Source organism: Pseudomonas sp. PARCl1 (genome assembly GCF_947311875.1).
Classification (GTDB): domain Bacteria; phylum Pseudomonadota; class Gammaproteobacteria; order Pseudomonadales; family Pseudomonadaceae; genus Aquipseudomonas; species Aquipseudomonas juntendi.
Window position 1 is genome coordinate 1 of record NZ_CAMZMX010000049.1, and the last position, 19,773, is coordinate 19,773.

Here is a 19,773-nt window from a genome sequence, read left to right on the forward strand (position 1 = left end):
GGGTCGTTAGCTCAGTTGGTAGAGCAGTTGGCTTTTAACCAATTGGTCGTAGGTTCGAATCCTACACGACCCACCATATTCACAGCGGTTCGTGAGTGCTAGAGCGGGGCTTGCCACAGCCATGTCTAGTCTTGCAGCCGTCTGGAGCGACCCTTAGGCGCGCTTCAGCGTGATGTAGATATGAAATAGCCCGCAGCCTGCACAGGTTCGCGGGCTTTTTCGTTGGCCCAGCCAGCGGAAGCACCCGTTTTGAACCCTTGGCCCACCTGCGGCCACTGCTCAAAGAAAAACCATGCAAAACAGCTTCATAGCTGAGGCAGGTCATCGTTTTTCGCCTACGCACAACCCTACCTGCTCCGGTATGCCAAAAAAGTCGCAGTTAGAGGTGAGGTGTCAGCTCCACCTATACGACCCGACGACGTTGACTGATGCCACTGTCTCCATCAGCGCGCCAATGAGGATTTGGCGAGGAGATGTGAGGATGAGGGATGGCTTGTTCACGGCTGGGCTCTGGGGCAACTGACTGTGGGCGTCAGAATGCCGAGACCAGGTGGAGGGGCGCCTCAAGAAATACTTATCTGAGGTCCGTAGAATTTATTCTCTAAGCCGGTCACGCTTTGGTGAAGTGGATTGATCCACTCTGATAGGGCAATTGTACGGCCCAGACCGATTACAATGGGTCGAAGTGAAGCCAGGGAGTAGGCGTATGGCAAAACTGATATGTGGGGAGTCTTATGCAGCGGAAAAACACCAACTCGCTGGCGTTTGAAGCTTGGGTATCAGAATTTCTTGGGTAAGCGTCCGGCCATGTCATATTGACCCTCCAGCTAAAGTCAGCTTCCGACCGGGACATAGACTGTGTACCATGGGTTGAGGCTTATGCTGCCTGCCGCTCGCGCCGTTAAGGAAAGGTGAAAGCATATCTGCTCCAACCCATTCGTATCTCTCTTGATAGTCGGGGTTTGGTAACGCGGGCACCAAGACGCTTCGACTCCAGGAGGAATCATGTCGACAATTGAAAACGCTAAGCGTATGGCCAAGTCTCTTCGCACCTTGCTTGAAGCTCGCGATCATGAGGTGACCCATTCGGTAGCTCTTGAAATGGTGGCTCAGCAACTGGGCTACAAAGATTGGAATACGGCTTCAGCAGCGCTCCCTCATGGTCTGACCGGCTCTGAAATCAAGCTGGAGAAAGCTATTCCGATATTGCGAATGTTCGATGAAGCGAAGGCGAGGGAGTTTTACCTCGATTTTCTGGGCTTCAGTGTCGAATTCGAGCATCGCTTCGAAGCGGATCTTCCCCTCTACCTAGGGCTCAGCCGGGATGGAGTGCACGTCCACCTTTCTGAGCATCATGGTGACGCAAGCCCAGGAACGACCATCTTTGTTCCCATGCAGAACATTGAGCTGTTTCGGGACGAGTTGATCACCAAACGCTACGGTTTCGGGCGACCCGACATTGTGGAGCAGGGATGGGGAAAGCTTTTGGAGGTATACGATCCGTTCGGTAACCGTATCCGTTTCTGCCAAAGCTGACTCGAATGCTTTCAGGCGTTAGCTTCCGTTCTTAGAATCAACGAGGCGCCTGTTCAACTAAATGAGATTGAGCAGGCTTCCTTGTATGCACATTAGCAACCTCTGATCCTGCACAGAATAGATCGCCCCCTCCCAAAGCACATTGCCAGCCGCCAGTATCTCAGCGATTACCCCTAGTTGAGGGAGGCCTGGCTTTTCAGTGAGGTGGCGCTTAAAGATTGTGCTTCAGATTGATACAAGGGCGCCTAAGCGCCCTGTATTCCCTTGACGCGATCAGAGTGGAAAATAGCACCCCATGCAGCGTTATTGATATTTATCCAGATGGGTTTCCGGACCATCTTTAACCACAGCCTGCGCCTTACCAAAACTTTCCATCAGGCATTTGTATTCTGGGCATACATGATCGGCCAGGATTTCGGCGAAGCGCGAGCCTTCTGGCCGATTCCAGGTTTGCATCAATTCAGCAACAATCGCAAACGTGTCAGTTGGAATGGCCCCCGCCTGTGTCACCCGTGCAATCGTGGTATCGGTTGCCAGCTTGCTCCAGTTACCTGAAGCATCAACCACACAATACGCTTTGTAGCCTTCTTGCACTGCACTCACGGCAGGGAACGCCATGCACACGCTGGTGAGCGTACCCGCGATAATCAGCGTTTTGCGCCCTGTCTTTTCAACCTCTTTCACAAAAAGAGGGTTATCCCAAGTGTTTATCTGGCCTGTGCGGGGCACATATACTGCGTGCGGCGCATACTGATGAATTTCCGGAATCAGCGGGCCATTTGGGCCATCGGGCACAGATGCGGTCGTGATCACCGGAATGTTCAGCAAGGTCGCGGTTTTTGCAATCGCGATTACGTAGTTACGAAGGTCTGGGATGGGCACGTCCCGGACGGTGTTAAAAAGTCCGCTCTGGTGGTCGATCAGCAGGATCACCGCGTCATCTGGGTCTAGCATTCCACTGTTAGCAGCCATATTGCACCTCCTAAGTCACATGATTTGGCTTTGACACGCCCCGTCGCTGAGTCGAAGCGCTGGGTTGAAATACAAAGTAGTTCTTGTCTTCCCAAACCGCAAGAACTTACCATAAGGGTACTAACTTCCTAAATGATAGTGAGGGTTCACCATGCCAAGCAGTAAAAAAAATGCCAGTTGCCCGGTCGAGACCACCCTGAAGGTCATTGGTGGAAAGTGGAAAGTATTAATAATTCACTTTCTTCTGGAGGACAAAAAAAGATTTGGCGAGTTAGCCAATTGTTTGGGGCGCATATCACCTAAAACACTCTCTCAGCAACTACGGGAACTTGAAGAAGACGGGATAATTTTACGCAAAGACTTTGCTGAAATCCCACCCAAGGTTGAATATTCGATTTCCACGCTGGGTGAAACTTTGTCACCGATATTGCATGCCATGGCAGACTGGGGTGGCGCACTTGAAAAACGATTGAAAACAACCAAAAGAACGTTGCGAACCTCAAGTGAATGAAATTGAGTTTCGGCTCGACGCCGCTGGGAGGGACTCTGAAGAGAGCTTGCACAAAATAACCCTCCTCAGGCGCCAAAAGTTTGCCCAGGCAGTGACCAAATCAGCCCAGCACAAGTAAAATTATCGCGTCTCTGGGTCATGCCTCTTCGAAATCCATCTCGGGTGGCTCCCGTCGCAAGCCTCCGGTGATGATCACCAAATAGACCAACCCGATGGCCAGCCAAGCGAGTTCCAGGTAGATGGCCATGTGATCCAAGCTCGCCATCAGCCAAATATCCGCTATCAACCCGATTAGAGGGAGCATCAAGTAAACCATCACCGCTTTGGCACCACGCTGCCGTTCAGCAATCCAGTATTGGAAAATCACTGACAGATTCACCAGGCTAAAGGCCAAGAACGCCCCGAAATTTATGAAGGAAGTCGAGGTGGTCACGTCCATTCGCAAAGCCAGAAGTGCAACCACGCCGCACAGTATGATGCTGATGACGGGAGTGCCGAAGCGTTCACTCAGACGACCGAACAGGCGCTTTGGGATTACTCCGTCCCGACCCATGGCGAACAGAAGCCTCGAAGCGCTTGCCTGCGCTGCCAGGCCAGATGTGAACTGACCAACAATTAAGCCGATCAGGAAGAAGCTTACAAAAATGTCCCCGCCAATATTTTTTGCAATTTCATAAGCTGCCGAGTCTGCATTCGCAAAATCTGTGGAGGGGTGTGCTAGCTGGACGAAGTAGCTCGCGACAATGAAGATGACACCGCCCAGTAAGGTGATCAGGAGAATCGCACGAGGGATGGTTTTACGCGGCTCATGCGCTTCCTCGGTCAAAGTACTCACCGCGTCAAAGCCCAAGAACGAATAACACGCGATGGCCGCCCCGCTCATGACCAAGGGTAGCTGGAAACTGTCTTGGTAGAAAGGCGCTAGCGACCAGAAGGGCTGATTCAAAGGGCCTGTAACGTAGTGCGCAGCCAGACCGACAAAGGCTACCAAAACGAGGAACTGAAGCAACATCAGAACACCATTCACCGTCTTCGCCAATTGAAGGCCAACAATGTTGATCGCTGTGGTGACTCCGATGAAGGCCAGCACCCAGACCGGGTGAGGCACGCTTGGGAACGCTGAATGGAGATACGCCGCGCCGATCAACCAAATGGCCATAGGAAGGAACAGATAATCGAGTAGCACTGCCCAGCCAGCCAGGAACCCCAGTTTGGGGCTGATAGATTTTCGTACGTACGTATAAGCGGATCCAGCTACAGGAAACGCTTTCGCCATTTTTCCGTAGCTCAAGGCTGTGAAGAGCATTGCTACGGATGCGGCAAGGTAGGCGGAAGGCACCGATCCACCAGTTGTGTCGGCGAGAATACCGAAGGTGCCAAAGACGATGATCGGCGTCATATAGGCTATGCCGAAAAGCGTAACCGCACCTAACGAGAGGGTGCGCTTCAACTGGGCCATGTTGCTTTAGACAGATGGGAGGGGGCAGGGGAGATGGGGCGAAGATCAGTCTTTACTACCAGAGGTATCACGAGCGATGCCTTAAAAGTGTAGACAGCTCATCTAAAAGGAATTTTTACGCTTCTAACTAGGACTGTAAATGATTGGAGTTGGCCAGCTGGGACGAGGCCATCTATCTGGCCATCGTCCCGGTAATGCCAGTCAATTATTTTCAGCGATCTGCATAATGGGAAATGGTAAGCGCAATGACCAGCACGATTTGGATGGCTAACATGCTCACCAATAATCGTTTCATTTTGGGCGGGAAACGTTTAACTTCATTTAAGTCAATTAAGCCTCTGCGCAAAAAGATTGTCGGTATCGCCAGCACCAGAGCGATCGATCCCGTGCGCATGACTTTGCCAAGTAAGCCTGCATGCTGGAATATTTTTTTATTGCCGGTCACGTACGTACAGTTCGGAAGAAACGACTCAAAGTACTCAGTGTACTTATGTGCGATGTAACACAGCACGATCATAAACAGAATTATGGGTGCAAGGATAAACAGCGCAATCAATCCAGGGTCTACTGCATTCACTCCGATACCTCACGATATAAAAACTCACCTACCTTTTCGCCTCTATCGCTCCCGAAGTCACCGGCGATTTTACCGCCTACTGCACCGCCTATTACAGCACAAGCCAGCGCTCCTGGGCCGCCTGTACTAACCCCAGAACGACTACACAAGCACCAGTTCCTACCATACCTCCCGCAGCCCCCCCGATGCTGCCGCCTCCCAGGCCACCTATCAATGCCGAGCTTTCAACATATTTGGCGCGGCGGCACTGCTCTTCCCGGCCCATTGTGCAGGCTTTATGAATCGACAAGCCTGTGGCGGCCACATCCAGCGCAGTGCCGATGTACGTGCCTTTCTTAACTAGGTTGGAGGCTCTGGCAACGCCAGATACCTTATCGGCATAGCCGGCAATCTCACCTGTGTGGAGATAGCTGCGGGTCGAGATATTCAATGCTTGTTTGATCTTTCCCTGATTACGTAACCCTGAACCGTACGCGGCCAGGCTCCCCAAATGCTTTTCGAGCTTCATGAACATAGCGGTGCGCTTGGCATAAAACGCGTCGCGGGCACTCAAGGTGCCAGAGCCGAGGTAATCGCGATGGAGTTTTTCGATCTCCTCAAGTGTGTCCTTGATATTTTGCAGATGCCTGCTCCAGCCGTCACCGACTGCACCAACTCCCATTGAAGAGCTGGCAAGCACACTTTGCAGTAAGTCGAAGTGTTCCAGGAAGAAATCATCCGCATCCACCCCACTGGTAAGTAGTCCAGCGTGGATCTGAGCAGCCTGGGCCATCAGGAACGCTTCGTGGCTGGTACATGAGGGTGTGTTGGAATCGCCCACGATCACCAGCTCACCGCCCAGGACAACGCTGTTGACAATGTGCGCATTCAGAATATCGAATTTGCCTCGGGCGTGCCCAGATAGCGGAGTACTGGCTTTCAAAGACTGGTAGGACCCACGAGCGGCGCCTGCAAAATTGCCTGCTATGCTGCGGCCAGTTAGGTCTCCCGGAAAGCGCCTCAGCTAAATGCGGCCTGAAGAAGGTCCACGCGGGTATGCTCGGCTTCGAGGGGGCAGCAGGTCCCGTTTCTTGTCCAAACCGCCGCTGTAGCCGCTTAGCTTTCCGTTGGCGGCGATCACGCGGTGGCAGGGTACGATGATCGAAATCGGGTTGACCGCATTGGCCATGCCGATGGCTCTGGCAGCGTCAGTTTGCCCATGCTCTTGGCCAGTTGACCGTAGCTGGTGACGGTGCCGTAGGGAACCATGGCAAGCATTGCCCATGCCTGCTCGAGAAGGTGGCTGCCACGAGGTGCCAGGGTTAGCGAGAAATCACGACGGGCCCCGCCGAGGTACTCAAGCAACTTTTGGATGATAGCTCCGAGGCCAACTTTCCAGCGTTCACGCTCGTTCGGCAGTTGATAGGTGGTCCTTCACCACGAGAGCTATTGACCAATAGCTGTCGATCGGTAGCTGCATAATCGCCCCCCCCCTGTCTGGATCAAACCGCCGAGAAACCATTAGTCGAGCGCCACAGAGGCGCGCTCCCGAGCCACCGATTCCCAGCAGAGCCGATTGCCCTTGGATTTGCGGGCGTCAATACTGGATTGAAACCGATAGCGGGGGATCAGCACGAAGTGCGCGAGCGTCAGACGTTGCACTTGAACCCCGTCATGATATTTCTTGGAGCGCTGTACATACCGTGGTCGCCGGCATAGCTCAGGTATTCACGGTCGAACACGTTGTTTAGATTGACTGACGCACTCAGATGCTGGTTGAAGTCGTAGCGACCCAGGAGGTTGGTCACGGCATAGCTACTTTGGGTGAAGGTGTGCAGGTCGGCACCGGTTTTGCTCTGCCAGTTCACACCGCCGCCAACGGTGAGCTTGTCCAGAATCCCCGGCAGGCGATAGCTGGTGAAGGTCTCAGCTCTCCGTCCAGGGTGAACTCAGCGCCTTTGGTAGTGGTTCCCTGTTCCGACCTATACGTGTTACCGCCTGGAGTATTGATCCAGATCGCCAGGTTTTCCTGCTCGATCTTGAACACCGCGATGCTGGAGTTCAACTTCCCGTCGAACTGGCTTCCCTTGACGCCGACTTCATACCCGGTGCCTTCCATCGGATCCAGTGGTTTGTTGTCAATGTCGCGAACTCAGGACGACTGTGGGTTAAAGATTTTCGTGTAACTGGCATACAGCGACCACGTCTCGTTGACGTCATACACCACGCCAGCATACGGGATGTAGACGCCGGTTTCCGACTCTTTGGTCTTGGTTTGCTTAGCATTGTAGGGCTTATCCTCGATGTCACGATGCCAATCGATCACGCGGCTACCCAGCAAGAGACCGAGGTCGTCGGTGGCGTGCAGGCGCGTGGCGAGATAAGCGGCGTATTGAGTTTCGTCGGTAGTGGATTTGCCAGCCGATGCCCATTCAGGGGTACGAGGGCTTCTGTCGCGTGCGGGCGCAATTCAATGCACCGTCCCATCTGGCCATCCTGAATACGCAAGCGCTCATGGAACCGCTCGCACAGGCCAATGAACTGACATTGAAAGCAGCGGAAAATCAGTGCCGGGCCATGCTGGATCGCTATGCGCGATGAGGTGCGATACGCGCTGGCCAGGGAGTTCTTGCGCGAATATGTGCTATCGGTGGAACAGATTTCTGCCCGCCTTGGGTACATTGATCCGACCAGTTTCATCAAAGCCTTCAAGCGATGGACGGGTGAGACGCCGTTGTCGTATCGAAAGCGGCCTCGCGTGAATCGTTAGTTCGGGCACAGCATTCGGCCCGGGAAGCGTTGACCACCATAAGGATAGAAACAATGATCACTCGGTTGAGCTGGGTCCTGCGTCAAGTGACAAAACGCCTGTGGTTTCGGACAACGCTGTTTTCGCTTGCTGGCGTTGTCACTGCCTTGCTCGCCATCGCCTTGCGCGACTTCGTACCGCCATCGCTGCCTGCGAAGATCGGTGCAGACTCGGTCGACAAGATACTCGGCATCATCGCCTCCAGCATGCTGGCGGTGACCACGTTTTCCTTGAGTATCATCGTTTCTGCCTACGGTGCTGCCAGTAATGGCGTGACACCCAGGGCGACCACCTTGGTGATGGAAGATTCGACAACGCAGAATGCACTGGCCACGTTCATTGGCTCGTTTCTGTTCAGCCTGGTCGGCATCATCGCGCTGAGTACCGGTGCTTATGGGGCTCAGGGGCGGGTGGTGCTTTTTGCAGTGACCCTGTTGATGATCGTCCTGATCGTGTACACGCTGTTGCGCTGGATCGGTCACCTATCCACGCTTGGAAGAGTCGGCGAGACAATTGATCGGGTCGAGGCCGCGACACTGGCTGCCCTGGAGCATCGCGCCCGCTGGCCCTATCTGGGTGGTGCTCCTTACCCCGAATCCTGCGTGCTGCCCTCTAGCGCGCTCACGATTGCCAGTACCGACACCGGCTACGTGCAGCACATCGATATCAGCGGCCTGGCGGCAGTGGCCGAGAAGCACCAGCTCAATATCTACCTGGAAGTACTGCCAGGCACCTTTGTTCACATTGGCGCGCCCATAGCGCGGCTGCTACCCACAGCTTCGCCCCCTCCACAGGGCTCGGCGCTGGCGGCTGAAATCCTGCGCGCGGTCACGGTGGGTGTACGCCGCTCATTTGACCAGGATCCACGCTTCGGCCTTGCGGTTCTAACCGAAATCGCCTCGCGCGCCTTGTCTCCGGCGACCAATGATTCCGGGACCGTGATCGATGTGATCGGCCGTGGAGTCAGGTGTTTTTCCAAGTGGTCGATGCAATCCCCGGCCTCTGATGACGTCGATGAGAAGTGTCTGCGCGTTCATGTTCGGTGCATCGAAGTGCACGATTTATTCGATGACTTCTTCACATTGATCGCACGGGACGGGGCAGGGCTGTTGGAAATCGATATCCGGCTGATCAAGGCATTGATCAGCCTGGCTGAATTCGATCCACAGCGGTATGGCAAGCATTGCCGACACCATGCCGCTTTACTGGTTAAACGTGCGCAGACATCGTTGCACCTGGATGAAGAAAAGCAGCGGCTCCGGGATGTAGCCGCGCCGTTGCTTGGTCAGTAGCTTCGAGGCGCAAACGCAAAGGCCATCGACAAAGTTTGATAAAGCTGAACCCACTACGGCGCTTCTTGCACCCTACGCTTGGCGATGGAGAGTTTCGAGTAGTGTACTGAGGCGGCGGGTGCACCATTTTCAATCGCCTTGAGAAATGCCTCGGGATCGTTCATGGGCAGGCGTTTGAGGTACTCGACATCCAGGTTCCACCATTGGCTTGCAAGCAGCCGCTCAATGATTTCAGGGCTATGCCGGTACTTGATGAACTTGGCTGGGTTTCCGCCAACGATCGCGTAGGGGGGTACGTTTTTTGTCACCACTGCCCGTGTGGCAATGATTGCCCCCGTGCCTACCTCTACACCTTCCAAAATGGTCGCGCCATGCCCGACCCAGACATCGTGTCCCATGGTGACCCAGGAAAGCGCTGGAGAATAGGACAAGCCTCCCGTTTCATACTGGAAGGGGTGCGTGCTTACCCAATCGGTAGGGTGGGTATGCTTTTCCTGGCCCAGTGTGCAGTCGGATCCGATCGAGCAAAAACGACCGATCGCAGAAATCACCGATAACGTGCTGCCACTCCTGATGTAGGTGTGGGCTCCGATGGTTACCGATGGCGACTCTACCCTGACGTGTCCAAGGCTTACACCTTGCTCAATGGTTGCGCAGGCACGGACGCTGAAGGAACCAGAACCTCCGGCGGCTTTGCCGCCCAGTTTTCGGAACGCTTTCTTGAATTGTTGTTCTCTGAATATTTTGAGCATATTTTTGATCGCATCACGCTTTTTGGGGATCTTAGCAAGCCCTCTGCAATGAACAAACGCTTACTCCGCCCATTCCGGGTCGCCCGTGAACACCACCGTCAACCAGCGGTTCGGCCCTTCACCGCCCACGGCTTCACCAATCTCGTTGCGCCACGCGTCCCATTCATCGATGGTCTTCGCTGCCATGGCCTTGGGTACGATGAAGTACAGCTCGATCTCGCGTGAGCGCCCGACCTTGGCAACATAGGCACGGTAGGACTGCAACCCGTGGCGGGCGACAAAGGCCTTGGCCACTTCGTCCACGTGCAGCTTGAGGTCGCCTGGGGTGACCAGGAAAATGTCCGCCAGGGCCTGGCGCACCACCGCCATCGGCAGCGGCACAATCACCAGGCACACCAGCGCCAGTACCGCCGGGTCGATGTACGGTGATACCCACTCCCATGAGGTTCCCTGAACCGCGTAACCAAAGCAGAAGGCGATCAGCAGTGCCGCGGTGATGCTGGCCGACATCACCCAGCCCTTGACGTCCATGGCCACGAAGTCCGACTTCAGCTGGCGATTGGCGCGGGCCTCGACCAGGGCGATGGTCACGCAGCAGATCACGGTCACTACCGCGTAGACCATGGCAATGCCGAACTCCAGGTGTCGGCCGCCCTGCAGCAGGCTGCTGACGGCGTTGATCAGGGCATAGACCGCCACGCCGCTGAGCAGGATGCCATTGAGTGCCAGCACCATCGGCTCCAGGTGCCAGAAGCCCATGGTGAAACGCTCGCGCAGCTTGCGCGACATCTGCACGCTGGTGGTATGCGAGGTGATCAGCTTGACCACCACCAGCGACAGGCCGCTCATGCTGGCGTCGACCAGTGAGTAAACGCCATCGAACATGATCGAGAACGACCCGGAGGCCACGCCGAAAGCGATGCCGATGCTGGCGATGAACAGGGTGACGGCGATCGAGGTGCGCAGCAGGCCCTGTTCGCTGGTGATGTCGAAGAACGAGGAGCGGGGGGCGGTTTGCATAAGGTGTGCTCGGCAAAAACGATGATGCTGTGGTGCCTGTGAGGGCCTCTTCGCTCCTACAGGGGGGCATGGCTTCAAGGGCCAGTGCGGGCCCCTGTGGTGGCCGGTTTACCGGCCAAGAAGCCCTCACAGATTAGACGCGGAACTGCTCCATGAGCGCTTGTTGCTGGTTGGCCAGCCGGTTCAAGGCCTGGCTGATGCGAGCCGACTCGTCTGCCTGGCCTGCCAGCGATTGGGTAACGTCGCTAATGCCGGCTACGTTGCGGTTCACCTCTTCGGCCACTGCGCTCTGTTCCTCCGCGGCCGAGGCAATCTGCAGGTTCATGTCGCTGATCACCGCCACCGCCTCGCCAATGCGTTGCAGTGCCGGCAGGGCCTGCTCCATGCGTGCAGCACTGGCCTGCGCCTGGCGTTGGCCCTCGTGCATGGCGCCCACGACATCCTGGGTGCCTTGCTGCAAACCTTCGATGACCTGGCGAATTTCCTCCACCGACACCTGCGTGCGCTGTGCCAGCCCGCGCACCTCGTCGGCGACTACGGCAAAGCCACGGCCGGCTTCCCCGGCACGGGCTGCTTCAATGGCTGCATTCAGTGCCAGCAGGTTGGTCTGCTCGGCGATGGTACGGATGACTTCCAGTACCGTGCCGATCTGAGTGCTGCGGCCCTCCAGGGCGCGTGCGTCGGCCATGGCCGTGTCCATGTCCAGTGCCAGCCGGTCGATGCCCTGGCGGGTGCTGTCGATTAACTGCAGGCCTTCCTGGCTGGCCTGGTCGGCGGCACGTGCCGCCTGGGCCGCCTGCGCGGCGTTATGGGCGACATCCAGCGCGGTGGCGCTCATTTCGTTGGCCGCGGTGGCCACTTGCTCGATTTCACGGTGTTGCTGCTGCATGCCGGCGCTGGTCTGGCTGGCGATGGCTGCCGACTGGTCGGCGGTGCCGCGGGCCTCCTGCAGCGAGCCTTTGACCTGGGCGATGACCGGCTGCAGTTTGTCGAGGAAGCGGTTGAACCACGCGCTGAGCTGGCCCAGTTCGTCCTGGCGGGCGTAGTCCAGGCGGCGGGTAAGGTCGCCTTCGCCGCTGGCGATGTCTTCAAGCCGGGCAGCCACCGCCAGGATCGGGCGGGTTACCCCGCGGGCCGTGAGCCACACCAGCAGCAAGCCCAGCACTGCCGCGCCCAGGCCGATCAGCAGGCTGGTCAGGTTGGCACGCTGGTTGTGCGCATCCAGGCGCTGATTGAGGGCTACCGCGGGCGCCTGCAGCACGCTTTCCGGCACTTCCAGCAATACCTGCCACGGGGCGGCGTCGGGAATGGGCGTGAAGGGGTGCGCAACCCGTAACTGGCCAGCGGCAACTGCAGGCTCAACGGGTTTGCCGAGCATGCTGGCGTCGCGGCTATTGCCTGCCAGCAGGCCGGCCGCGCTGGCGATGCTCACCTGGCCCTGCCCCTCGAACAGCTCGCGGCGGCCGTTTGTGCTCAACTGCTGAAGGTTGTCCAGGCTGATATCCAGGCCGACCACGCCCACCACTTTGCCATGTTCCAGCAAGGGCAGGGCGATGCTGGTCATCAGTACCTGGCTGCCGTTGACCTCGTCCAGATACGGTTCCAGCAGGCAGGTTTTGCCGGTCTCCAGTGGGCAGGTCAGCCAGCGGTTTTTCGCCGCGCCGTTGCTGCCGATGCTGGCGTCGCCGAGCAGCGCTTCTGGCATGGCTTCGCGCTCCAGGGTGCCCGGGCGCGGCTGCGACCAGTACAGCGAAAAGCGCCCGCTCTCGTTGCTGCCCACCGCGTCCTGGCCGCGGTACTGGCTGTCTTGCTGGTCCAGTGCATCGGGTTGGAACACCAGGTACAGGCCGATCATGTCGGGTTTGCTGGCCAGGCTGGCTCGCGCCTGGCGGGTGAGTTCGGCACGCAGGTCGTTGCCACCTCGGGCTTGCAGCACTTGCACCAAACGGGCAAAGCCATTGCCGTATTGATAAGCGTCCATGAAGTAGCGCTGAATGCGCAGGGCCTGGGTTTCGGCATGGGCCTCCAGGCGCTGCCGCGCGCTGCTGTCGAGCATGGCGGTGTTGGCTTGGTTGACCAGCGTGGCACTGCGTTGTGCCTGAGTCAGCGAGGTGGCCACCAGCAAGGCGACGATGGCCAGCAGGCAAAGGCCGGCCAGCAAGGTGATCTTCCATTGGATGGAGAGGCGGCGCAGCAGCATGGAGCTTTCCTTTTCGAACACTGCAACGCCCGCGGCCAGGCGCGGGCGTTGTGGGTAGCGTGGGTCATTCAGGCACGTAGTTGGGGGGCGCCGAGCGGAACGCCTTGGTCAGCCAGCCCAGGTACAGCAGGCCGAGCGCAGCCCAGATACCGCCAAAGATCAGCGAGTGGGCATTCAGGTCCAGCCACAGCGAAACGATGATGCAGAAGCCGATGGTGGGCAGTACCAGGTACTTCAGCTGGTTGGCCAGGCCCTTGCGGTTGCCCTCGCGCAGGTAGCAATGGTTGATCACCGACAGGTTGACGAAACTGAACGCCACCAGCGCGCCGAAGTTGATGATCGAGGTAGCAGTCACCAGGTCGAAGAAGATCGCCGACAGCGAAATGATGCCGACCACGGCAATGTTCAGTACCGGTGTCTTGTAGCGGGCGTGCAGGCGGGCGAAAACGCGGGCCGGGATCACGTTGTCGCGGCCCATCACGTACAGCAGGCGCGACACGCTGGTCTGCGAGGCCAGGCCCGAGGCGATGGTGTTGATCACCGTGCAGGCAATGAACACCGACTGGAACAGTTTGCCCCCGACATACAGGGCGATTTCCGGCAGGGCCGCCTCGTGGTCATGGAAACGCGCCATGGTCGGGAAGTAGGCCTGGATGAAGTACGACACGGTGATGAATACCACGCCACCGATCAGGGCGGTGAGGAAGATCGCCCGCGGGATGGTCTTGCCCGGGTCGCGGGTTTCTTCGGACAGGCAAGTGACGGCGTCAAAGCCCAGGAACGAGAAGCACAGGATGGTCGCGCCGGCGGCCAGTGCGCTGAACTGGGTCTGACCGTCGGCGAACGGGATCAGGCTCCAGGCCGTGCCAAGCCCTTCACCGTGGTGCAGGCCACGCACGCACAGGTAGATGAACACGGCGATGATCGCCACCTGCACGCCCACGAACAGCAGGTTGAAGTGCGCCACCAGGTTCACGCTGCGCATGTTGATCAGGCTGATGAGGGTCACGAAAGCGGCCACCCACACCCATGCGGGTACTTCCGGGAACATCGCCGAGAGGTACAGCTTGGCCAGCAGGGCATTGACCATTGGCAGCAGCAGGTAATCCAGTAACGACGACCAGCCGACCAGAAAACCCACGTGCGGGTTGATCGCGCGCTGGGTGTACGTGTAGGCCGAACCCGACTGCGGGAAGCGTTTCACCAGGGTGCCATAGCTGACTGCGGTGAACAGGATACCGGCCAGCGCCAGGATGTACGCGCTGGGCACGTGGCCGGCGGTTATCCCGCTGACGATGCCGAAGGTGTCGAATACGGTCATCGGTGTCAGGTAGGCCAGGCCAATGATGATCACGTGCCACAGGCGCAGGGTTTTGCGAAGTTGGCCGTTGCCGGCAGCGCTAGGGTCATGCTGCATGCTGGCATGGCTCCTGTTGCTGGGCGCGAACGGCGGGCACAGGGTATGGCGCATGCGGCAAGGGCGAGCGGGTGGGCTCCATGTTGTTCACCTTTTATGTTGGAGCAGCGGAAGGCGCGAGGGGGCGCGCAAAGTGGTGAAAATAAAAAACGATGGGTAGGTGGGTGTCAAGTTAAACATGACAAGACGTTACGACATTGAAATATTTATCGATATTAAGTGGATTTTGTTCGGTTTTTACGCGGTTTTTTGCGGTTCTGATCAATTTGTGTGTTCGAAAAAATCAACGATTCGGCGATGGGGTCAATCGGTTTGTCAGATGCTTCCGAAAGGCAGGATTTCGGCACTTTGACCTGCGTCCCGTGCCTGCGGGGGTGATATTCTTCGTACTCTGTGTGGCCCGTGGCCGCCTACCCAGCCCTTACGGACAGCAATCGGTTCAATTCATGAAGAAATCAGTTGGCATTCTTTCCGGCCTGGCGGTTGCCATCGCCGTCGCAACCACCGCTGGCGCCTGGTACACCGGCAAGCAGTTGCCAGCCGAGCTGGACAACGCGCTTGCCCGCAGCAACGCCGAGCTGCAAAAGGCCCTGGTCACCACCGGTGGCAGCCTGCGTATCGAGCGGGTGTCGCTGGAGCAGCACTTCTTCAGCAGTACTGCCCAGTACCGGCTCAAGGCCCGCGACATCAACGTGGGTGAAGGCGAGGTGATCAACTTCGACGTGGGCGTGACCGACCACATCGAGCACGGTCCATTCCCCTGGTCGCGGGTCAAGGCGCTGAAGCTGGTGCCGGTGATGGCCGTCAGCAACAGCACGTTGCAGAAGGACGATGCCGTCGCGCCTTGGTTCGACGCTGCCGGCGGCAAGGTGCCGCTCAGCGCGCAGACCAGCCTGGGTTACGGGGGGGATGTGGTCAGCCGGATTCAACTGGCGCCGCTCAAGCTCGACAAGGCAGACGGCAACCGCCTCGATTTTTCGGGGATGCAACTGGAGGTCAGTGGCGACAAGGACGGCAAGGCCTCCAAGTTCCACGGCCATGCCGACCGTTTGCTGATGAAGCTGGTGAACGACGACCAGCCACCGGCCACATTCGAGCTTCAGGGCCTCAAGCTTGGTGGTAACCTGGCGGCCACGCCGTACGACAATATCTACGTGGGCAACGTCGACCTGTTGCTGGCCGAGGCCAAAGTCACGCTAGGGCCAAAACAGCAGGTCCTGCTGGTCAAGGGCGTGGAGCAGTATGCCCTGCAGAGTCTTGAAACCCCCGACACCGTGGGCGGCCGAGTGGAGTACAAGGTCGGGGACATCAGTTGGGACGGCCGCGCGGTGGGCAAGGCGCAAATGGCGGTAAGCATCACCTCGGTCAATGCCCCGGCGCTGCAGGCCTTGTCGAAGTGGTACCAGTCGCACCTGCCGGAGTTCGAAGCTGCCGCTGCTGCCGGCCAGCCTGTGCCGCAAATCCAGATGGACGACGCTGAAAAGGCCCGCTTCCAGGGCGACCTGCGGCAACTGCTGGCGGCCAGGCCCAAGGTGGCGGTCGAAAACCTGTCGTTCAAGACCGCCAACGGCGAGAGCCGCTTCAACCTGGCGATAGACTTCGCCGCGCCGGCCAGCTTCGACCTGCCGCCGGACCAACTGAGCAAACAGGTCGTCACCGAGGTGAAGAGCAAGCTCTCGCTGTCCAAACCCATGATTGGCGACCTGGCGACACTGCAAGCGCTGCTCGATGGCCAGACCGATGCCCAGGCGATCGCCATGCAGTCGGGGCAGGCCGGGGAGATGGTCGGCATGATGGCCGTGCAGAGCGGCCTGGCCACCGTGCAGGGCGATGATGTGGTCAGCAGCCTGCACTATGCCGATGGCATGGTCGATTTCAATGGGCAGAAGATGACCGTGGAAGAATTCGCCATGCTGATGGCCGCGCACCTCGCAGCGCTGTCGCCGCGGGGGTGATGGTTATCCGGCGCTGGTCTCCTGGTGGCTCCACCCGCGAACAGGCCAGCGCCGGCAACACAAAAACCCCTTTAGTAATCGCTGGATTCTCTGTAGCCTTCGGCCTCCGATAATAATCCGCGCCCGCAGAGGGCCGTGGCGGCCTGCGCCGTCCGGCACCCTTAGCCGATCTGTCAGGGCCGGGTGATACACTCGATTTGATGCGCACGCGCGCCTGCAGGTCCAGCGATCATGACCCAGATTTCCGAACGCCTGTTGGTTCAGGCCCACCTCGACGCCAAGCAGCCCAACCCGCTGACAGCCGAGCAGGAGGCCGAATACCGTGCGGCCATCGCTGCCGAGCTCAAGGCCCAGAACGCTGTGCTGGTCGCCCATTATTACTGCGACCCGGTCATTCAGGCGCTGGCCGAAGAAACCGGCGGCTGCGTGTCCGACTCGCTGGAAATGGCTCGCTTCGGCAAGAACCACCCCGCCGAAACGGTGATCGTGGCCGGTGTGCGCTTCATGGGCGAAACGGCAAAAATCCTCACCCCGGAAAAGCGCGTGCTGATGCCGACCCTGGAGGCCACCTGTTCGCTCGACCTGGGCTGCCCGGTCGAAGCGTTTTCGGCGTTCTGCGACCAGCACCCGGAGCGCACCGTGGTGGTGTATGCCAATACCTCCGCTGCGGTGAAGGCCCGTGCCGACTGGGTAGTGACCTCCAGCTGCGCACTGGAAATCGTCGAAAGCCTGATGGACAACGGCGAAACCATCATCTGGGGCCCGGACCAGCACTTGGGCCGTTACATCCAGAAGCAGACCGGTGCCGACATGCTGTTGTGGGACGGTGCCTGTATCGTCCATGAAGAATTCAAGTCGCGCCAGTTGGCCGACATGAAGGCGTTGTACCCGGACGCCGCCATCCTCGTGCACCCCGAATCACCGGAAGCGGTGATCGAGTTGGCGGATGCGGTGGGTTCCACCAGCCAATTGATCAAGGCCGCGCAGAGCTTGCCGAACAAGACCTTCATCGTTGCTACCGACCGCGGCATCTTCTACAAGATGCAGCAGTTGTGCCCGGACAAGGTATTCGTCGAAGCGCCTACTGCCGGCAACGGCGCCGCCTGCCGCAGCTGCGCGCACTGCCCGTGGATGGCCATGAACACCCTCGAGCGTGTGCTGCACTGCCTGCGCAATGGGGGGGATGAGATTTTTGTCGACCCCGCGTTGGTGCCCAAGGCGATCAAGCCATTGAACCGCATGCTGGACTTCACCCAGGCGGCGCGGCTCAAGCTTTCCGGTAACGCCTGAGATTGCCGGAGGCCGCTCGGCGGCCCCAGCACAGCCACCGCGTCGCCTGCTTCTTAAAGCTCACGCTACCGATGTAGGCGCAACTGTCTTTCTGAAAAATTGAAAAGCCTGCGCGATTCATTGTGGGAGCCGGCTTGCCCGCGAAGCAGGCGACGCGATGTCTGGCACCGGCTCCGCCGGTGCCCGTAGCGGCACTGTGTCGCGATGGACCTCAAGCGGCTTATAGCCAGCCCGACCTCTTGAAACTGGCATACAACCCGGTACACCCCGCAGCAATCACCCCCAACACCGCAAAATAGCCGTAATGCCAGCTCAGCTCCGGCATATTCTGGAAGTTCATCCCATACACCCCGGCGATCGCCGTGGGGAACGCCAGGATCGCCGCCCACGCGGCAAACTTGCGTTGCACGATGCTTTGCCGTGACGACTCCAGGAACATGCCGATCTCGATGGTCTGGCTGGCAATGTCGCGAATGCCCGACAAGTCCTCCATCTGCCGGGTGACGTGGATTTGCACATCACGAAAATACGGGCGCATGTTCTTGTCGATGAACGGGAAGCTCAGGCGCTGCAGCTCTTCGCTGACCTCAACCATGGGCGCCACGTAGCGGCGCAGGCGCAGGATATCGCGGCGCAGGCTGTGCAGGCGGCGAATGTCGTCCTCTTGCAGTGAGCCCCCCAGCACGCTCTGCTCCAGCGCTTCGATCTCGCCATGGATGGCTTCGCTGACCGGCTGGTAGTTTTCGGTGACGAAGTCGAGCAGGGCGTACAGCACGAAGTCTTCACCGTGCTCCAGCAGCAAGGGCCGAGCCTCGCAGCGCTGGCGCACCATGGCATAGGATTTGGAGTGGCCGTTGCGGCAGGTGATGATGTAGCCGTTGCCGGCGAAGATGTGGGTTTCGATGAACTCCAGCTTGCCTTCGTGACGTACCGGCGAGTATGTGACGATGAACAGCGCGTCGCCGAATGTCTCGAGCTTGGGCCGGCTGTGCTTTTCCAGGGCATCCTCAATGGCCAGTTCGTGCAGGTTGAACTGGCATTGCAGGGTGGCCAGTTCCTCGGCGTTGGGCTCTTCCAGGCCGATCCAGACAAAATGCCCAGGCTTGCGTGCCCACTCGCTGCCCTCGTCGATACTGATGTTGGTGACCTTCCGGCCGGCGCTGTACACCGCTGACGCCACTACTCGACCCATGGTTGCCCGCTTATTCCGGTTGAACACGGTTCATAGCTTGGGCTGTAGACGGCAGAAGAGCAACCTAGCCCTTGCCCAGTTCCCCTTCCATGCGCTCGATGCACTGTTGCATCTGCACACGGCACTGCTCCACCAGTGCTGGCAGGTCCTGCTGGGTCAGGCCCGCGGTGGCAATGGGCGGCAGCGAGCGCACGATCACGGTGCGCCGGCGCCAGCTGTTCAGGCTCAGGCGCCGGGCATAGCGGCTGACGCACACTGGCACGATCGGCACGCCGGCCTCGATGGCCATGTGAAACGCGCCTTTCTTGAACGCCAGCAACTGCTCGCCGGCATTGCGTGTGCCTTCGGGGAAAATCCAGATAGAGGTGTCGTTCTGCAGCACCCGGGTGGTCTTCTGCAGGGCCTTGCGCGCCTGGTAGGCATTGTTGCGGTCGACTAACACGTTGCCGCCCAGCCAGAACAGCTGACCGAACAACGGTATCCAGCCCAGGCTTTTCTTGCCGATGGCGACCGTGCGCTGCGGCACCACCTGGCCCAGCACGAACAGATCGAAGTTGGACTGGTGGTTGGCCACGATCACGCAACCGGGCGGTTGGTCCCACAGCGGGCCGACCTCGGCCTTGACCTTGATGCGCAGCAGCCAGGTGGCCGGCAGGCTGTAAAGGCGTGCGAACAGGCGGCTGTTGTCGGGGTTGAAGGGGCGGCACAAGCCAATGGCCAGGCCCAGGACGCCAACAGCGAGAAAGTGCAGCGCCAGCAGGAGCATGCGCAATGAATAAAGCATGGTACGACTCACACCAGACAGTCGCTGG

15 protein-coding genes, 1 tRNA gene and 2 pseudogenes are annotated in these 19,773 nt (G+C 58.6%); 7 read left to right on the forward strand and 11 right to left on the reverse strand.

The features are described 5' to 3' along the window. Positions 1 to 76: transfer RNA gene (locus tag QME24_RS20880), tRNA-Lys, on the forward strand. A gap of 929 nt (positions 77 to 1,005) precedes the next feature. Then, complete coding sequence (locus QME24_RS20885) at positions 1,006 to 1,536, forward strand: glyoxalase superfamily protein (protein WP_232892534.1); 531 nt, start codon at positions 1,006 to 1,008, stop codon at positions 1,534 to 1,536. Positions 1,537 to 1,839: 303 nt separating this feature from the next. Here QME24_RS20885 and QME24_RS20890 read toward each other — a convergent pair whose 3' ends face one another. After that, a complete protein-coding gene (locus QME24_RS20890; RefSeq protein WP_054905481.1) occupies positions 1,840 to 2,508 on the reverse strand; it encodes an isochorismatase family protein in 669 nt (222 codons plus the stop codon). Between the two features lie 151 nt (positions 2,509 to 2,659). On the opposite strand from QME24_RS20890, the gene QME24_RS20895 reads away from it, so the two are divergent. Next, positions 2,660 to 3,019, forward strand: a complete 360-nt coding sequence (locus QME24_RS20895) for a helix-turn-helix domain-containing protein (RefSeq protein ID WP_082414681.1) — start codon at positions 2,660 to 2,662, stop codon at positions 3,017 to 3,019. Between the two features lie 136 nt (positions 3,020 to 3,155). Here the strand turns inward: QME24_RS20895 and QME24_RS20900 are convergent, their stop codons facing one another. The 4 genes and pseudogenes from QME24_RS20900 to QME24_RS20915 form a co-directional block, all read right to left on the reverse strand. Next, complete coding sequence (locus QME24_RS20900) at positions 3,156 to 4,478, reverse strand: APC family permease (RefSeq protein ID WP_182337135.1); 1,323 nt, start codon at positions 4,476 to 4,478, stop codon at positions 3,156 to 3,158. 211 nt (positions 4,479 to 4,689) lie between these two features. Further along, positions 4,690 to 5,055, reverse strand: a complete 366-nt coding sequence (locus tag QME24_RS20905) for a hypothetical protein (RefSeq protein WP_054905483.1) — start codon at positions 5,053 to 5,055, stop codon at positions 4,690 to 4,692. Then, a pseudogene (locus tag QME24_RS20910) lies at positions 5,052 to 6,022 on the reverse strand (hypothetical protein). The gene QME24_RS20905 and the pseudogene QME24_RS20910 overlap by 4 nt, the downstream one beginning before the upstream one ends. Positions 6,023 to 6,683: 661 nt before the next feature. Next, positions 6,684 to 7,453 (reverse strand): annotated as a pseudogene (locus QME24_RS20915) (TonB-dependent receptor); the annotation flags it as partial. Positions 7,454 to 7,458: 5 nt separating this feature from the next. Here QME24_RS20915 and QME24_RS20920 point away from each other — a divergent pair. Next, the gene (locus QME24_RS20920) at positions 7,459 to 7,635 is read left to right on the forward strand and encodes a hypothetical protein (RefSeq protein ID WP_154211370.1); all 177 of its coding nucleotides are present in this window, start codon (positions 7,459 to 7,461) and stop codon (positions 7,633 to 7,635) included. A 222-nt stretch (positions 7,636 to 7,857) separates the two neighbouring features. Continuing rightward, complete coding sequence (locus QME24_RS20925) at positions 7,858 to 9,135, forward strand: DUF2254 domain-containing protein (protein ID WP_280091487.1); 1,278 nt, start codon at positions 7,858 to 7,860, stop codon at positions 9,133 to 9,135. A gap of 53 nt (positions 9,136 to 9,188) precedes the next feature. Here the strand turns inward: QME24_RS20925 and QME24_RS20930 are convergent, their stop codons facing one another. The 4 genes from QME24_RS20930 to QME24_RS20945 form a co-directional block, all read right to left on the reverse strand. After that, entirely contained in the window at positions 9,189 to 9,887 is a 699-nt protein-coding gene (locus QME24_RS20930; RefSeq protein ID WP_280091488.1) for a CatB-related O-acetyltransferase, read from the reverse strand. Positions 9,888 to 9,947: 60 nt separating this feature from the next. Continuing rightward, on the reverse strand, positions 9,948 to 10,907 hold the full coding sequence (locus QME24_RS20935) for a cation transporter (protein WP_029887423.1): 960 nt from the start codon (positions 10,905 to 10,907) through the stop codon (positions 9,948 to 9,950). A gap of 133 nt (positions 10,908 to 11,040) precedes the next feature. Further along, a complete protein-coding gene (locus tag QME24_RS20940) occupies positions 11,041 to 13,107 on the reverse strand; it encodes a methyl-accepting chemotaxis protein (protein ID WP_280091489.1) in 2,067 nt (688 codons plus the stop codon). A 64-nt stretch (positions 13,108 to 13,171) separates the two neighbouring features. Next, a complete protein-coding gene (locus QME24_RS20945; protein WP_110679189.1) occupies positions 13,172 to 14,524 on the reverse strand; it encodes an APC family permease in 1,353 nt (450 codons plus the stop codon). Between the two features lie 446 nt (positions 14,525 to 14,970). Here QME24_RS20945 and QME24_RS20950 point away from each other — a divergent pair, with 446 nt between their 5' ends. After that, positions 14,971 to 16,479: a YdgA family protein gene (locus QME24_RS20950; RefSeq protein WP_235767991.1), complete on the forward strand. Its 1,509-nt coding sequence runs from the start codon at positions 14,971 to 14,973 to the stop codon at positions 16,477 to 16,479. A gap of 231 nt (positions 16,480 to 16,710) precedes the next feature. Then, on the forward strand, positions 16,711 to 17,769 hold the full coding sequence (gene nadA / locus QME24_RS20955; RefSeq protein WP_235767990.1) for a quinolinate synthase NadA: 1,059 nt from the start codon (positions 16,711 to 16,713) through the stop codon (positions 17,767 to 17,769). A 220-nt stretch (positions 17,770 to 17,989) separates the two neighbouring features. On the opposite strand, the gene QME24_RS20960 is transcribed toward nadA, so the two are convergent. After that, complete coding sequence (locus QME24_RS20960) at positions 17,990 to 18,961, reverse strand: magnesium and cobalt transport protein CorA (protein WP_009684091.1); 972 nt, start codon at positions 18,959 to 18,961, stop codon at positions 17,990 to 17,992. Between the two features lie 64 nt (positions 18,962 to 19,025). Further along, a complete protein-coding gene (locus tag QME24_RS20965; protein WP_125854571.1) occupies positions 19,026 to 19,745 on the reverse strand; it encodes a 1-acylglycerol-3-phosphate O-acyltransferase in 720 nt (239 codons plus the stop codon). Between the last annotated feature and the right edge of the window lie 28 nt (positions 19,746 to 19,773).

Excerpts from the sequence above, each read along its gene's own strand:
- QME24_RS20940 (WP_280091489.1), bottom strand. The coding sequence starts at position 13,107 with ATGCTGCTGCGCCGCCTCTCCATCCAATGGAAGATCACCTTGCTGGCC.
- QME24_RS20950 (WP_235767991.1), top strand. The coding sequence starts at position 14,971 with ATGAAGAAATCAGTTGGCATTCTTTCCGGCCTGGCGGTTGCCATCGCC.
- QME24_RS20945 (WP_110679189.1), bottom strand. The coding sequence starts at position 14,524 with ATGCAGCATGACCCTAGCGCTGCCGGCAACGGCCAACTTCGCAAAACC.
- QME24_RS20960 (WP_009684091.1), bottom strand. The coding sequence starts at position 18,961 with ATGGGTCGAGTAGTGGCGTCAGCGGTGTACAGCGCCGGCCGGAAGGTC.
- QME24_RS20935 (WP_029887423.1), bottom strand. The coding sequence starts at position 10,907 with ATGCAAACCGCCCCCCGCTCCTCGTTCTTCGACATCACCAGCGAACAG.
- QME24_RS20920 (WP_154211370.1), top strand. The coding sequence starts at position 7,459 with ATGCCCATTCAGGGGTACGAGGGCTTCTGTCGCGTGCGGGCGCAATTC.
- nadA (WP_235767990.1), top strand. The coding sequence starts at position 16,711 with ATGACCCAGATTTCCGAACGCCTGTTGGTTCAGGCCCACCTCGACGCC.
- QME24_RS20890 (WP_054905481.1), bottom strand. The coding sequence starts at position 2,508 with ATGGCTGCTAACAGTGGAATGCTAGACCCAGATGACGCGGTGATCCTG.
- QME24_RS20900 (WP_182337135.1), bottom strand. The coding sequence starts at position 4,478 with ATGGCCCAGTTGAAGCGCACCCTCTCGTTAGGTGCGGTTACGCTTTTC.
- QME24_RS20925 (WP_280091487.1), top strand. The coding sequence starts at position 7,858 with ATGATCACTCGGTTGAGCTGGGTCCTGCGTCAAGTGACAAAACGCCTG.
- QME24_RS20930 (WP_280091488.1), bottom strand. The coding sequence starts at position 9,887 with ATGCTCAAAATATTCAGAGAACAACAATTCAAGAAAGCGTTCCGAAAA.
- QME24_RS20885 (WP_232892534.1), top strand. The coding sequence starts at position 1,006 with ATGTCGACAATTGAAAACGCTAAGCGTATGGCCAAGTCTCTTCGCACC.
- QME24_RS20895 (WP_082414681.1), top strand. The coding sequence starts at position 2,660 with ATGCCAAGCAGTAAAAAAAATGCCAGTTGCCCGGTCGAGACCACCCTG.
- QME24_RS20965 (WP_125854571.1), bottom strand. The coding sequence starts at position 19,745 with ATGCTTTATTCATTGCGCATGCTCCTGCTGGCGCTGCACTTTCTCGCT.